Annotated in this window: 12 protein-coding genes; 6 read left to right on the top strand and 6 right to left on the bottom strand. The window is 58.2% G+C overall.

Annotated features, from left to right (window positions below):
• The first annotated feature begins 24 nt into the window (after positions 1–24).
• Genes GXM19_RS10010 through GXM19_RS09995 form a run of 4 tightly spaced genes read left to right on the top strand, consistent with a single transcriptional unit; the run spans position 25 to position 4203 of the window.
• A complete protein-coding gene (locus GXM19_RS10010) occupies positions 25–237 on the top strand; it encodes a YlcI/YnfO family protein (protein ID WP_229028331.1) in 213 nt (70 codons plus the stop codon).
• A 2-nt stretch (positions 238–239) separates the two neighbouring features.
• Positions 240–1073 (top strand): GIY-YIG nuclease family protein, encoded by an 834-nt coding sequence (locus GXM19_RS10005; RefSeq protein WP_040358742.1) that lies wholly within the window; start codon positions 240–242, stop codon positions 1071–1073.
• A complete protein-coding gene (locus GXM19_RS10000; RefSeq protein WP_006234656.1) occupies positions 1074–3635 on the top strand; it encodes a type I restriction-modification system subunit M in 2562 nt (853 codons plus the stop codon).
• Position 3636: 1 nt separating this feature from the next.
• Positions 3637–4203: a restriction endonuclease subunit S gene (locus tag GXM19_RS09995; RefSeq protein ID WP_006234657.1), complete on the top strand. Its 567-nt coding sequence runs from the start codon at positions 3637–3639 to the stop codon at positions 4201–4203.
• Here GXM19_RS09995 and GXM19_RS09990 read toward each other — a convergent pair.
• The 3 genes from GXM19_RS09990 to GXM19_RS09980 are packed head-to-tail and all read right to left on the bottom strand — an operon-like array spanning position 4200 to position 8984.
• On the bottom strand, positions 4200–5126 hold the full coding sequence (locus GXM19_RS09990) for a site-specific integrase (RefSeq protein WP_006234658.1): 927 nt from the start codon (positions 5124–5126) through the stop codon (positions 4200–4202). The genes GXM19_RS09995 and GXM19_RS09990 overlap by 4 nt on opposite strands.
• Positions 5107–5730: a restriction endonuclease subunit S domain-containing protein gene (locus GXM19_RS09985; RefSeq protein WP_239057621.1), complete on the bottom strand. Its 624-nt coding sequence runs from the start codon at positions 5728–5730 to the stop codon at positions 5107–5109. Before GXM19_RS09985 ends, GXM19_RS09990 begins: the two co-directional genes overlap by 20 nt.
• 53 nt (positions 5731–5783) lie before the next feature.
• Positions 5784–8984, bottom strand: coding sequence for a type I restriction endonuclease subunit R, EcoR124 family (locus GXM19_RS09980; protein ID WP_006234661.1), 3201 nt, complete (start codon positions 8982–8984; stop codon positions 5784–5786).
• A gap of 63 nt (positions 8985–9047) precedes the next feature.
• On the opposite strand from GXM19_RS09980, the gene GXM19_RS09975 reads away from it, so the two are divergent.
• Positions 9048–9647, top strand: coding sequence for a restriction endonuclease subunit S (locus GXM19_RS09975; protein WP_082222907.1), 600 nt, complete (start codon positions 9048–9050; stop codon positions 9645–9647).
• A gap of 14 nt (positions 9648–9661) precedes the next feature.
• Here the strand turns inward: GXM19_RS09975 and GXM19_RS09970 are convergent, their stop codons facing one another.
• Genes GXM19_RS09970 through GXM19_RS09960 form a run of 3 tightly spaced genes read right to left on the bottom strand, consistent with a single transcriptional unit; the run spans position 9662 to position 11365 of the window.
• A complete protein-coding gene (locus GXM19_RS09970; protein ID WP_006234663.1) occupies positions 9662–10084 on the bottom strand; it encodes a plasmid mobilization protein in 423 nt (140 codons plus the stop codon).
• 5 nt (positions 10085–10089) lie between these two features.
• Complete coding sequence (locus GXM19_RS09965; protein ID WP_006234664.1) at positions 10090–11160, bottom strand: site-specific integrase; 1071 nt, start codon at positions 11158–11160, stop codon at positions 10090–10092.
• Position 11161: 1 nt separating this feature from the next.
• Positions 11162–11365 carry a hypothetical protein gene (locus GXM19_RS09960; RefSeq protein ID WP_006681531.1) on the bottom strand — a complete coding sequence of 68 codons (204 nt, stop codon included), beginning with the start codon at positions 11363–11365 and terminating at the stop codon, positions 11162–11164.
• 140 nt (positions 11366–11505) lie between these two features.
• Here GXM19_RS09960 and GXM19_RS09955 point away from each other — a divergent pair, with 140 nt between their 5' ends.
• Positions 11506–11919: a helix-turn-helix domain-containing protein gene (locus tag GXM19_RS09955; RefSeq protein ID WP_006234666.1), complete on the top strand. Its 414-nt coding sequence runs from the start codon at positions 11506–11508 to the stop codon at positions 11917–11919.
• The last annotated feature ends 236 nt before the right edge of the window (positions 11920–12155 follow it).

Below are 12155 nucleotides of genomic sequence, written 5' to 3'. Positions count from 1 at the left end.
GCATTTCGAGCGATGGGAGCACAGATGCCTGGCAGCTACAAGGAGCTCATCAAGGGCAACCCCGACGAAACCGAGATCAGAAGCTTCCTGGTAGAGGGAGACCAGGTCTCCGTGACCCTGCGCATCCCCGACACCTTGCGTGACGCGGCAAAGGAGGAAGCGGCCCTACGGGGCATGAGCTTCTCCGCCTTCGTGCGCACGTGCATGATCGAAGAGCTCGCGAAGAAGGGGGCATAAGCGTGATTCGGGTCAAGACCTTCACCGTCCAGCTCATAGACGCGCAGCCGGACCGCATACGTATTTGCCGCATCGACGGCGAGTCGCTTGTGACCGTCGTCGTTCCGAGGGAGGACCTTGCCGAGGCGAAGTCGCTGCCGAACATCCCGCAGCGCGGCATCTACTACCTGCTCGACGAGGACCACGGCAACGTGAGCCGCGTCTACGCTGGGCAGACGACCCAGGGTATCGCCCGGCTCGACGCACACAAGGCAAAGAAGGAGTTCTGGAACAAGGCCGTCATGTTCCTCGATGACGATCAGAACATCAGCAGGGACGCGCTGGACGTCCTCGAGGCGAAGGCCATCGACTACGTGCGCACCCACGGCTCGTACGAGACTGACAACTCGGCGACGCCCAAGCCCTACGTCGACCCGTACAAGGAAGAGGCCGTCGAGCGCCTGCACGAGAGGATCCTCTTCAGGATGTCAGCTTTGGGGTACGACCTCGACAGGGTCGACCAGGGTCCCGCCGGCGCCTCGGTCGTCTTCCATACGAAGAAGAACGGGATACGCGGATCAGGGCGCTACGATAAAGCCACTGGGCACTTCACGGTTCTCGCCGGCTCGAAGGTGAACCTCTCCAAACCCGCGCTGAAGAACGCGGCCGTCGCGGCCTCGCGCAGGGAGATCTTCGGCGATTCGGGCGGTATCGCAGAACTCGCCGAAGATCTCGAGTTCCCGACGCCCAGTGCCGCCGCGGTATTCGTGCTCGGCGGCAGCCAGAATGGCTGGACCGAATGGGTGGACAACGACGGTGAAACGCTCAACCAAGTTTACAGAAGCGAGGATAAGTAGATGAACAAGCAGCAATTGGCATCAAAGATATGGGAATCCGCCAACAAGATGCGCTCGAAAATCGAGGCAAACGAATACAAGGACTACATCCTGGGCTTCATCTTCTACAAGTTCCTTTCCGAGACCGAAGTTGCCCGCCTGAAGGCGCGTGATTTCGCCGAAGAGGATTTGCCGAGCCTCGTGGAGGACGACGAGGAGACGGTCGAGTTCGTCAAGGGCGAGTGCGGCTACTTCATCGCCTACGAAAACCTCTTCTCCACCTGGGTCTCCAAGGGCGGCGACTTCGAGATTTCGAACGTTCGCGACGCCCTCAATGCCTTTAGCCGCAACATCGACCCTGCTCGCAAGCGCGTCTTCGACGGCATCTTCGACACGCTGCGGACCGGTCTCTCCAAGCTCGGCACCGACGCACGGAGCCAGTCCAAGGCCGCTCGCGACCTCATCTACCTCATCAAAGACATCCCGATGGACGGTCGCCAGGACTACGACGTGCTCGGCTTCATCTACGAGTACCTCATCAGCAACTTCGCCGCCAACGCCGGCAAGAAGGCAGGCGAGTTCTACACGCCGCACGAAGTGTCCATGCTCATGAGCGAGATAGTCTCATGGCACCTGGCCGGACGCGAGAACATCACTATCTACGACCCCACGAGCGGGTCCGGCTCGCTGCTCATCAATATCGGCAAGGCCGTGGCGCGACGCAACGGCGACCCGGACTCCATCAAATACTATGCGCAGGAGCTTAAGGAGAACACGTACAACCTCACACGTATGAATCTGGTCATGCGCGGAATACTCCCCGACAACATCGTAGCGCGCAACGGCGACACGCTCGAAGACGATTGGCCCTGGTTCGACACGGTCGAGAACAAGGACGAGACCTACGATCCGCTGTTCGTCGATGCCGTTGTGTCGAACCCCCCTTACTCCCAGAATTGGGACCCGGAAGACAAGGAGCTCGATCCGCGCTTCAAGTTCGGCGTCGCTCCCAAATCCAAAGCCGATTACGCCTTCCTTTTGCATGATTTGTACCATTTGCGCCCTGACGGGATCATGTGCATCGTCCTGCCCCACGGCGTGCTGTTCCGCGGCGGCGAGGAGGGCACCATCCGCAAGAACCTGGTGGAGAACCGCCATATCCAGGCAATCATCGGGCTTCCTGCCAACATCTTCTTCGGCACCGGCATCCCGACCATCGTTATGGTGCTCCGCAAGCAGCGCGAGAGCAGTGACGTGTTGATTGTGGATGCCTCAAAGCACTTTGTGAAAGAAGGCAAAAACAACAAACTGCGTGCGAGCGATATACGCCGCATCGTGGACGCGGTCACGACTGGGGCGACCGTTGACAAGTTCAGCCGTCTGGTGACCATCGACGAGATACGCGCCAACGATTACAACCTCAACATTCCGCGCTATGTTGATTCATCCGAAGCTGCTGAGAGCTGGGACGTGTATGCCACCATGTTCGGTGGGGTTCCGAAAGCCGAGGTCGATGCTCTCGACCGCTACTGGAAAGTGTGGCCAAGCCTGAAGGGCCAGCTGTTCGGTGAGGGCGGCGGGTCGTGCCTTGCTTCCATGACGGACGACGTGGCGGCAACGGTGAAGGCCAACGCCGACGTCGTTTCTTTCCTGGCGGGGTATCGAGATGCGTTGGCTCACCTGCCCGCAGAGCTGCGGAAGAGGTTGGTAGACGACTCATCGCAGGTTGATGCCGTGGCCGAGGAGGATTATATCGCAGAGCGGCTCCGCGACGCCCTCTCTGGTGTCGCGCTCGTCGACGGGTACGATGCCTACCAAGCTCTCGACGATGCGTGGACGGGCATCTCCGGCGACCTCGAGGTTATCCAAACCGAGGGCAAAGGGGCTGTGCGCAAAGTCGATCCGAATATGGTGATAAAAAAGAAGAACGGCAAAGACGTCGAGGTGCAGGATGGCTGGACGGGCCGCATCTTGCCGTTTGCGCTCGTCCAAGAACAGCTGCTCGCCGACGATGTCAAGGAAATCTCCGCGCGCGACTCCCGTTTAAGTGAGATCTCCCAAGAACTCGACGAGATTCTCGATAACCTCGATGAGGAGGAGAAGAGCTCGAGCGACGTTTTCAGCGATGACGGCGCGTTCGTGGCGGCGTCCCTCAAGAAGGCCGTGAAAAGCATCGGCAAGCATCCGGACGGCGACTTCGAGCGGGGCCTCGTGCGCGCTCAGTCCCTTCTCGACGAGGAGAAAAATCTCAAAAAGGCAAGGAAGGAGGCGCTTGTCGCGCTCGAGGAGAAGACCAAGGAGGTTATCGAGGGCCTGACCGACGCCCAGTGCGACGAATTGCTTGCTGCGAAGTGGATTGAGCCGCTGCAATCTGATTTGCTCGAGCTGCCCAATGCTGTCGTAAGCGACTTCATCGCAAAGGTCGTCGCACTGAACGCAAAGTACGCGACAACCTATTCGGACGTATGCAACCAGATTGCAGAGGCGGAAAGCGAGTTGGCAGCGATGCTGGGCCAGCTCACGGGCAACGAGCACGATATGGCGGGCATTGCTGAGCTGCGGAAACTGTTGGGAGGTGAATAGTATGGCGGAAAAGACCAATGTACCTGAGATACGCTTCGCCGGTTTTACTGACCCTTGGGAACAGCGTAAGCTGGGAGAGCTTGGTTCTGTCGCCATGTGCAAACGCATTTTCAAAGAACAGACCACAGAGCAAGGAGATGTACCTTTCTATAAAATCGGCACCTTCGGAGGTACTCCAGATGCCTTCATTTCGAGGGAACTTTTCGACGAGTATCAGCGGCTTTATCAGTTTCCAAAAGTCGGCGATATTCTGATTTCTGCTGCCGGAACGATTGGCAGAACCATCGTTTACCAAGGTGATCCTGCGTATTATCAAGACTCCAATATCGTGTGGCTACAACATGATGAGCGACTCGACAACGGCTTTCTGCTCCAATTCCTTAACGGAAAAAGCTGGAGCAGCCTAGAAGGGAGTACTCTAAAAAGGCTTTACAACAAAGACCTTCTTAATGCCGAGATAGCGATCCCATCTCCTGATGAGCAACATCAAATCGGGTCGACCTTTGCGAGGCTCGACGACATTATCACCCTTCATCAGCGTGAGTCGCGGTTTGCTGATACAGGTTAAATTAGAGTCGAAAGAGCTCTCATGACGATGTCAATGTCCTTGTTCTCGAGCTCCTGAATGACGTGCAGATAGGTTTCCTGAGTGGTGGTCATGCTCGCATGCCCGAGCCTTCGGGATACGCTGGCGATGGAGACGCCGGCAAACAGCAAAAGTGATGCATGCGTATGCCGCAGCCCGTGGACGGATATGACAGGCACGCCAACATTTTTGCAGTGGCGCGCTAAAACGCTGTTAGCCGTCGAGTTATAGACCTTTCCCTTCGCGAATATGGGCTCAGTCGGTGGAAGGTCTTTGAGTAGCCCGGAAAGTTGCATGATGAGTTGCCAGTCGAGTTGAACCTTCCGCACTGATGAGGCGTTTTTCGTGGGGACGAATCCGCCGCCGTTCTTGTAATCCCAGGTCTTATTCACCGAGAGCGTTTGATGTGCGAAGTCGAAGTCTTCGGGGGTAAGCCCAAGGGCCTCGGAGAAGCGCAAGCCCGTTTTAGCGACTATGAGAATAAGCCAATCCCAACTCGGCCCGCCTGATAAATCAAGGTCGCCGAGCATGGCATGAAGCTCAAACTGGTTGAGATACTTGATCTTTTTCGCTCGCGGCTGTTTCCCTTTGATGATGGCCTTGCGCGTGGGGTCGCGGGGGATGAGTCCTTCGTCAACCGCGTCAAGGATCGCTCCCTTAAGCTGATGGTGAAAGTCCATGGTTGTCTGGCGCTCGTGGTGCTCTGCGTAACCATTGATGAGCTGCTGGTACGAAGTGCGGTCGAGATCTTTTATCTTGAGGTCTGGAATCAGCTTGGCAAGCCAAGACTGCGTGAGCCGGTACTTTCCCATGGTGACCTCACGGATGGCCCCTTCTTTGTAAACGCTAATCCATTCCGAGTAGTAATCGCAGAAAAGCGATTCTTCATTGATGCTGATCGACATTTTTACCCTCCTTCATCGTGTGAGGCGGCTCACGCTGATGAAGGGTGATGAGGGTGTCGATCTCACTCAACGCCGCGCCTATGGCAGTTTGCTCCGACAACCCAGGGAATCTTACTTGTGTATCTTGCAGTGCGGCCTTTGAAACGGAAATTACCTTGATCCCCTGCATTAAGGGAAGAAGCTGTCTGTGGTATGCATCGGAATTAAGGTAGTGCCCCAGGTACCCCGTCCCAAAGGGAAACCGAGGTCGCGCCGGTATCGTATGCAGCCCCGAGATAGTTGGCTCTTTGGGTAGTTTCCGCAGTTCAACACACTTACCAGCCGCTTCGTCTTCCGCTGTGTCGGCGAAAATGACATCACCTTCGCGAAGTATCGACCCAGCAAATTTGGGAAGCACTGTATCGTCGGTAATGAACGGCAAATCGCTTCGTTCGCCATCGAGGCAATCATCGAACTTAATAAGAATATCTCCGTAATGAACATTGCGAGCAGTGCCATTCTCGCCATTCAAACCAGCGCGTGAAAGAGTGTTGTTCTTCAAGAACTCGAAGCAGTCTCCCAACTTACGCTGTTCCCAAGATGAAGCGAGGGGACGCACGCTCACATACGCCCCCTCGGATTGACAAACTCTCGATTTCGCCTGTTCAAAATCGCCGCTCATTCGTCGATGTCGAAGCCGCCTTCCAGGATGAACTTCTTCAACAGCGCCGCCGCACGGGTGTTCACCTTGAACAGGGGAAGCGTCTTGCCCTCCTTCTGCTCAAAGAAGGCCTTGGCGCGCGCTTTGTCCACCGAGTCCTTCAAATCGTCGAAGCGCCCGAACTCGTTAATGTTCGATTCCGCCAGGTCGAGCGCAGCCATGGTGGCAAGAAGATCGCCATCTATGCCGAGCGCCTCAACGACTCGCTCGACCTGAGCGTTTTTCGCCCTGCGTGCATAGGTCGTGATGTAATCCCTCAGCGTCATGCCGTCTTCCAGGGCGGCGTCCCCTCGTTCGACGTCGTGAAGGAACAGCTCGGCGAAGCGCTGGTCATCCTGGCTCAGGGACGCGAACGATCGGTGGAGCTCCTCGCGCGCGGCGGCGAGCCCCTCGTCGTCCTGCTCAAGGCACTTCAGCCACTTCTCGAAGTTCGCGTTCATGTAGTCGCTGTCTATGAGCCCCGTGTCGATCTCAGTTATATGACCATCAAGCTCGTAGGGTGCTTCAGGCGCGTCGCCAGGGCCGCCCCCTCCTGCGAACAGCTCCTTGTAGCGCTGCACGAGGATGAGGTAGGTCCGCTCGTCGATGACCGGCTGCACGAAGAAGGACTTGCCGCTCAGCTCGCCTTCTTCCGGCTCCTCCTCGAATTCATAGGTGTCCTGCTCCCATGTGAAGCCCTGCACCTTCGCGGCCTCGAGGAACTCGTTGAGCTCGACGAACTCCTTGGCGAACTTACGCCTGGCTTCCTGCGATGCGGGGAGCTTGGAGAGGTCTCCTACGCCAGCTGCCTCGAAGACCATGAGTATCTCCTGAAGGCGCGCGTCCATCAGCGCGATATTGTCCGGGAGCTTCTGCACGAACATGTCGAGCGGGCGGTCGCCCGAGTACAGCTTCACCGCGGCCTCGATGTAGCCCTTCATAGTATGGGGACGGCGGTAATAGCGGATGGTGCCGAAGGGTTTGTCAGGGCCGAACAGGCGGTTGGTGCGGCTGAAGGCCTGGATGATGCTCTCGTAGTCGATGACCTTGTCGAGATAGAGCGTGTTGAGCCACTTGGAGTCGAAGCCCGTGAGCATCTGGTCCACCACGATGAGCAGGTCGATGCGGCTCTCGCGGTTGGCGTCGACGTTGACGTAGGGCTTCTTATGGGAAAGGCGCGCTGAGATGTCCTTCTTCATGGCGGGCCAGGTGGGAATGTTAAACTCCTGGCCATATGCTTTGTTGTAGTCCTCGATAAGTTCGACCAGAGCGTCCTCCTTCACAGTGGAGCCGGCATCGTTGTCGATGCTTGGGTCGAAGAGCGCCGTCACCTTCATCTGCGGTGCCTCCCTCTTGAAGGCGCGGTAGTAATCAATAGCCTCGGGGATGGAACTCGTCGCCAGAATTGCGTGGAACTTGTTGCCGTGGGAAAGCACAGGGAAGCGCCGCAGCACGTCCTCGACGACCTTGCCGTGGTGCGGCGTATCGGGCCAGTACTGAGCGCGGGTCAGGAAGTCCTCAATGCCCTTGATGTGGTTGCCAGCGCCGTCAACCATGGGACCCATGGGGACCTTCGCCTGGTCCATGTAGTGATAGAAGACCTTGCTCTTGCGCTCGTCGGAGATGGCCTCGCCGACGCTCGAGGCCTTAGCCTGCTCGAGGGCCACGGCCTCGCGTACGTCGTGGTCGTCGAAGGTCGTCACCATGTACGGGTCGAAGCCCAGCACATTGCCGTCACGGATGCCGTCGGCGATGCTGTAGCGGTGCAGGCACTCGCCGAACACCATGGCGGTGGTGGAGCCTTTCTTCTGGTTCTCGTCGAGGATCGGCGTGCCCGTGAAACCGAAGAACAGCGCGTTTGGGAAAGCCCGGCGTATGTCCTGGAGCATGTCGCCGAAGGTTGAGCGGTGGCACTCGTCTATAACGAACACAATCCGCTTGGCAGCCAGGCGGTCGAGTTCCGCCTGGGTGATCCTGCCCTCGCCGGCCTTCACGTTGCTCATCTTCTGGATAGAGGTCACGATGAGGCGGTTCTTGGGGTCGTCGCTCGCGAGCTTCGACTTCAGCACCTGCGTGTTCTCGGTCCCCTGCACGTCATCGGCGTCATCGGCGAATGCGCGGTACTCGGAGAGCGACTGCGTGCCCAGCTCGATGCGGTCCATGAGGAAGACAACCTTGTCGGCGTCGTGTGAGTCAGCTATGAGCTGGGCCGACTTGAAGCTCGTCATGGTCTTGCCGGAGCCGGTGGTATGCCATATATAGCCGCCAGGACGCCCCGGGGCGCTGCTCTTGGGCCTCTCGTCCCACTTGCATCTGCGCACCTTGTCGGATATGGCAGCAGCCGCGTAGTACTGGTAGCTGCGCATGACCTTCAAACAGCCGTCTGAGCTATCCGCCACGGTATAGAAGCCGATGAGCTGGTGTGCCATAGGGATGGAGAGCAGCGTGGAGGTGAAGCGCTTCCATTCGTCTGTTCCGGGTTTGTCGCCCGCGCAGACGGGCTCGTTGTTGAAGTCCTCCCAGTGGAAGAAGAAGTTCGGGTTGAACGCGCCCGTGCCGGGGTTGGCGAAATAGCGCGCCTCGTCGGGGGTCATCCCCACGAAGATCTGCGTCAGGCGGAAGAGCCCGGTGAACACGCCCTCGTGGGCATACTTCTCGATCTGACCGGTGGCCTGGCTGACGGGGATGCCGCTGCGCTTGAGTTCGATATGGATGACCGGCATGCCGTTGATGAGCAGGCACAAGTCTCCGCGACGGTCGTTCAAGATCTTGCTCTTCGCAGGATAGACAGGCTGCTGAGCGATCTGGTAGCGGCTCTGGCCGGCTGCAATCTCCTGACGATCATAGATTTTCAGGCTCACCTCCTTGCCCAGATGAAGCGCATCGTCGGGGTTGTCGCGCGTGATGGCGACAGTCTTTCCGTTGATGAACCCGTTGAGCGCGAGCGGGGTCTTGAGCGTTTCGATTTGTTCGATGACCTGCGCCATCTCGCCCTGGGTGAGAGGGCAGCCGTTCAGGCGGTCTATGTCGGCGTTGTTCTGGAATAGAATCTTCGCCCAGTTGTTGATGAGGTCCTGCTCGGTGGGATAGCGAAGCACGCCCCCCGCGTCGTCCCAGCCGTGCTGCTTCAGCACGGTGATGACCGCTTCCTCGAACGCGGCCTCTTTATCGAAAACCATGGCGAAACCTATCTACGAACTGCAAAAAGTTATGCACTTAACTATTGGCAATCATTATAAGACATAGATACATCTACCTGGGAACAGCGTAAGTTGGGCAACTGTGGGACAACCTATGGCGGTCTGAGCGGTAAAACCAAGGAAGATTTCGGTCATGGCAACGCTAGGTTCGTTCCGTATACCAATGTCTTCGACAATCCCCTGACGGACACAAAGCGGCTCGAGACAGTCGAAATAGATTCAAGCCAAAACAAAGTTGCGTACGGTGACACGTTCTTCACTGTGTCTTCCGAAACGCCAGATGAAGTTGGCATGTCCTCAGTTTGGCTCTCTGACCAGGATGATGTTTACCTCAACAGCTTCTGTTTTGGATACAGACAAGATTCAACGTTTGACCCGCATTACCTAGCCTACATGCTCAGGTCAAGTTCGATTCGTTCCGATCTCACTCTGCTGGCTCAGGGAATCTCTAGATTCAACATCTCCAAGAACAAGGTGATGGAGTTGAGTGTTCCCGTTCCGTCTGCGGCAGAGCAGAAGCAAATTGGTCAATACTTCGCCCGCCTCGACAGCCTCATCACCCTTCATCAGCGTATGGGTCCCATCTTCTGCTTTTGCGCACATGGATCAAGAACCAATTTCGCGTCCACTCTTCAAGGATAGCTTCGGATATTACGCTACCCGCGCCCCATCCCGAAGATGCTCATGTCGCCATCGGCGCCAGCTTCAGGCGTCTTCGGCACAGCCGAGGGCGCCTTCGTTTGCGGTTCCTCTTCCGCTGGTGCGTCTATCGGCTCGCTGAGCGCCAGGAAGAGCCTCATCACAAGTTCGAGCCTCTGCTGCAGAGAATCGCTCAACTCGCCGTAGGAGGCCGCCAGTTTCACCTCTTTGGCCAACTCCACCATCGAGTCTTTCAGCGCCTTCTGCATGCTCACGGAGGGCCTCACTTCAACCTCTGTATCGGTTAGCTTAGCGATGATGTAGTCCTGCCTGAGCATGCCGCTCCAGGCAGCCATCTCGCATATGAGCTTGTGCTCTTCGGGCGTGCAGCGAAACGCCATCGTCTTGCTGCGCTTGCGGGCGCTGTTCTCGCACGGCATCCTTCTTACCCCCTCGCTCCGTCGAGCGCGGCGGCCATCTCGTCCTGCTTCGTGGGGAACAGGTGCGCGTAGCGGTAGGTGATGTCCACCGCCTCGTGGCCCATGCGCTCGGCGATGGCCAGCGCGGAGAAGCCCATCTCGATCAGCAGGCTCACATGGCTGTGGCGTATGTCGTGTACGCGGATGCGCTTCACTCCAGACGCCTTGCACCCGCGCTCCATCTCGTGGGCCAGGAAGTGCTTGGTCACGGCGAACAGGCGCTCGTCGGGCGCAACGTCGTCGCGCAGTTCGATGAAGTCCGCCATCTCGTCGCGCAGGAAGGCGGGCATGACGATCGTGCGCACCGACTTGGGCGTCTTGGGGTCGGTCACGGTGTCCACGCCGTGGAGGCTCTGGTACGACTTGTTGATGCGAAGCCGGGAGCTCTCCAGCATGAAGTCGGACGGCGTGAGCGCCAGAAGCTCGCCGCAGCGTATGCCCGTCCAGTAGAGCAGCTCGAAGGCATGGAACGAGAGCGGCTTGTCCATGACGGCCTCGCTGAACCTCAGGTACTCGTCCTTGGTCCAGAACTGCATCTCGCCGCCCTTCTTCGAGCCTATCTTGTCGACCCTGCGCACCGGGTTGTCGGTGAGGCCGTAGTAGCGCTCGGCATGGTTGAAGATGGCGTTTAGCTGGTTGTTCACTGTGCGCAGGTAGGTCGGCGCCCAGGACTTCCCCTCGGCGTCCCGGTGCTCGGTGAGCTCGTTTTGCCACCTGATGACGTCGATCGGCCTCACGTCGCACATGCGCATGTCACCGAAGAACGGCACGAGCTTGTCGTTGATGATGTACTCCTTGGTGATCCACGTGTGCTCGCGTATGCGAGGCTTCACCTCGGAGGCGTACACCTCGACGAACTCGGAGAACGTCATATCCATGGCCCCGCCGTTAAGGCTCTTGAACTGGCCTTCCCACACGGCGGCCTCCACCTCGGAGGAGAAGCCGCGCTTCGTCTTGTGGCGCTTCGAGCCGCGGGCGTCGCGGTAGTAGCACTGCACGTAGAACGTGCCGTTGTTGTCGTCCTTGTACACGGGCATGTCAGTCCACCTCCGGGAAGTACAAGGCGTCGAAGACGTCGCTCCGGACGCGCCCGCGGATCACCACGCGCCCGCGCGCCTCCTGCTCGGCGTTTATCTTCCTGATCACCTCGTAGGCGCTGCCTTTCTTAATCCTCAGCAGCTCCGCGACCTCGTCGGCATCCAGCATGTGCGGCCTCGGCGTCTTCGCCACCTTCTCGTCCATGGTTCCTCCTATCAACAGCGTACGCATACGTACGGTTTACAGATTCAGAGTAAACGTACATATCTGTACTGTCAATAGAATTGCGTACATTTGCGTACGCTGATAAGATGTGTGGGTACGTAATTCCAGGAGGAGGGCGCATGTCCGTAGGCGAGAACATAAGGCGGTACCGCAAGTTGCGCGGCATGACGCAGGCGCAGCTCGCCGAGGCGGTCGGCCTGACCGAAGGGGCCGTGCGCCACTACGAGAGCGGCATCCGCGCCGTGAAGCCCGAACTGCTCGAATCCATCGCCGCAGCGCTCGGCGTGTCCGTCAACGCCCTCAAGGATTACGGCGTCGAGACCGCAGGCGACCTCATGTCGCTGCTCGTGCGGCTGGAGGACTCCTTCGGCATCGTGCCCGCAGCCGACGGCTCGGGGCTCTCCCTGAACCCCAAGGCTCCGCACGCACCCAAAGCCGCGATGGCCATCAAGCTGTGGGCAGAGAAGCGCGCGCAGCTCGAGAACGGCGAGATCGACGACAGCGAGTACGAGGACTGGAAAGCCTCGCTGTAGCGACTCCTAGCTTTTTGCAATCAACGCAACCAAATCAGAACGCCAGACTAGGCGGTGATCGCCGCCCGCTCCTGCGTCTGCTGAGTTTTTACTCCCCATTGCATGTCAAGGCATTTTCGGCGCTCCTGGGGAGTAAATGACGCGGTGGCTTATATGACGGCACGCGGCAGTACGCCGCGGCATTTCCCCTGGTTACTCCCGTTTTCCTTGGGACGGCGAGATTCTTTACTCCCCAT

The sequence above is a fragment of the Collinsella aerofaciens ATCC 25986 genome (genome assembly GCF_010509075.1).
Taxonomy (GTDB): Bacteria; Actinomycetota; Coriobacteriia; order Coriobacteriales; family Coriobacteriaceae; genus Collinsella; species Collinsella aerofaciens.
The sequence above is the reverse complement of the archived record's forward strand: the minus strand, read 5'-3'. Positions and strand labels throughout refer to the sequence as shown.

What these genes read in the sequence shown, in the direction of transcription:
- GXM19_RS10010 (WP_229028331.1), top strand. Translation starts at nt 25, where the DNA reads ATGCCTGGCAGCTACAAGGAGCTCATCAAGGGCAACCCCGACGAAACC.
- GXM19_RS10000 (WP_006234656.1), top strand. Translation starts at nt 1,074, where the DNA reads ATGAACAAGCAGCAATTGGCATCAAAGATATGGGAATCCGCCAACAAG.
- GXM19_RS09995 (WP_006234657.1), top strand. Translation starts at nt 3,637, where the DNA reads ATGGCGGAAAAGACCAATGTACCTGAGATACGCTTCGCCGGTTTTACT.
- GXM19_RS09990 (WP_006234658.1), bottom strand. Translation starts at nt 5,126, where the DNA reads ATGTCGATCAGCATCAATGAAGAATCGCTTTTCTGCGATTACTACTCG.
- GXM19_RS09980 (WP_006234661.1), bottom strand. Translation starts at nt 8,984, where the DNA reads ATGGTTTTCGATAAAGAGGCCGCGTTCGAGGAAGCGGTCATCACCGTG.
- GXM19_RS09970 (WP_006234663.1), bottom strand. Translation starts at nt 10,084, where the DNA reads ATGCCGTGCGAGAACAGCGCCCGCAAGCGCAGCAAGACGATGGCGTTT.
- GXM19_RS09965 (WP_006234664.1), bottom strand. Translation starts at nt 11,160, where the DNA reads ATGCCCGTGTACAAGGACGACAACAACGGCACGTTCTACGTGCAGTGC.
- GXM19_RS09960 (WP_006681531.1), bottom strand. Translation starts at nt 11,365, where the DNA reads ATGGACGAGAAGGTGGCGAAGACGCCGAGGCCGCACATGCTGGATGCC.
- GXM19_RS09955 (WP_006234666.1), top strand. Translation starts at nt 11,506, where the DNA reads ATGTCCGTAGGCGAGAACATAAGGCGGTACCGCAAGTTGCGCGGCATG.